This window comes from Streptomyces sp. SID5785 (assembly GCF_009870065.1).
Lineage (GTDB): Bacteria > Actinomycetota > Actinomycetes > Streptomycetales > Streptomycetaceae > Streptomyces.
This window is the reverse complement of sequence record NZ_WWIA01000868.1, coordinates 1-1152: the sequence shown is the minus strand read 5'-3', so window position 1 is coordinate 1152 and position 1152 is coordinate 1. Positions and strand designations below refer to the sequence as shown.

The following is a 1152-nucleotide window of genomic DNA, read 5'->3' as shown; positions in this document are numbered from 1 at the left end:
CCCTCGGACAGCACGATGATGACCTTGCCGTCAGGGAACGTCCACGTGTGGACCTGCGGCTTCACCTCGTCCTTCACGATCCCGTCGATCCGCGCCAGACCGGCCATGTCGATCTCGTTGTCGAAGTGGCCGATGTTCCCCACGATCGCCTGATGCTTCATCCTGGCCATGTCCGACGCCATGATGATGTCCTTGTTGCCCGTCGTCGTCACGAAGATGTCGACCTGGTCCACGACATCCTCCAGCGTCGCGACCTGATAACCGTCCATCGCCGCCTGCAGCGCACAGATCGGATCGATCTCCGTCACGATCACCCGCGCACCCTGACCCCGCAGCGACTCCGCACACCCCTTGCCCACATCGCCGTACCCGCAGACCAGAGCCGTCTTCCCACCGATCAGCACATCCGTGGCACGGTTGATCCCGTCGATCAGCGAATGCCGGCACCCGTACTTGTTGTCGAACTTCGACTTCGTCACCGCATCGTTCACATTGATCGCGGGGAACAACAACGACCCGTCACGCTGCATCTCGTACAACCGGTGCACACCCGTCGTCGTCTCCTCCGTCACCCCACGGATCTCCGACGCCAGCTGGGTCCACTTCTGGGAGCCGTTGGAGATGGTGCGGTGGAGGAGCTCGAGGATGGTGCGGTGCTCGTCCGACTCGGCGGTGTCGAGGGAGGGGACCTTGCCGTCCTTCTCGTACTCGACGCCCTTGTGGACGAGGAGGGTGGCGTCGCCGCCGTCGTCCAGGATCATGTTCGGGCCGCCGGTGGGCGTGTTCGGCCAGGTCAGGGCCTGCTCCGTGCACCACCAGTACTCGTCCAGGGTCTCGCCCTTCCAGGCGAAGACGGGGACGCCCTGAGGGTTGTCCGGGGTGCCCTCGGGACCGACCGCGATGGCCGCGGCAGCGTGGTCCTGCGTGGAGAAGATGTTGCAGGAGGCCCAGCGGACCTCGGCGCCGAGCGCGACCAGGGTCTCGATGAGCACGGCCGTCTGGACGGTCATGTGCAGGGAACCGGTGACGCGGGCGCCGGCCAGGGGCTGGGTGGCGGCGTATTCCTTGCGGATCGCCATCAGGCCGGGCATCTCGTGCTCGGCGAGGGTGATCTCCTTGCGGCCGAACTCCGCGAGGGAGAGGTCGGCGACC

Annotated in this window: 1 protein-coding gene; it reads right to left on the bottom strand. The window is 66.0% G+C overall.

What is annotated here, in order from left to right:
• On the bottom strand, positions 1–1152 hold a 1152-nt coding region (gene ahcY, locus GTW43_RS27890), incomplete at both ends, for an adenosylhomocysteinase (protein WP_161304730.1).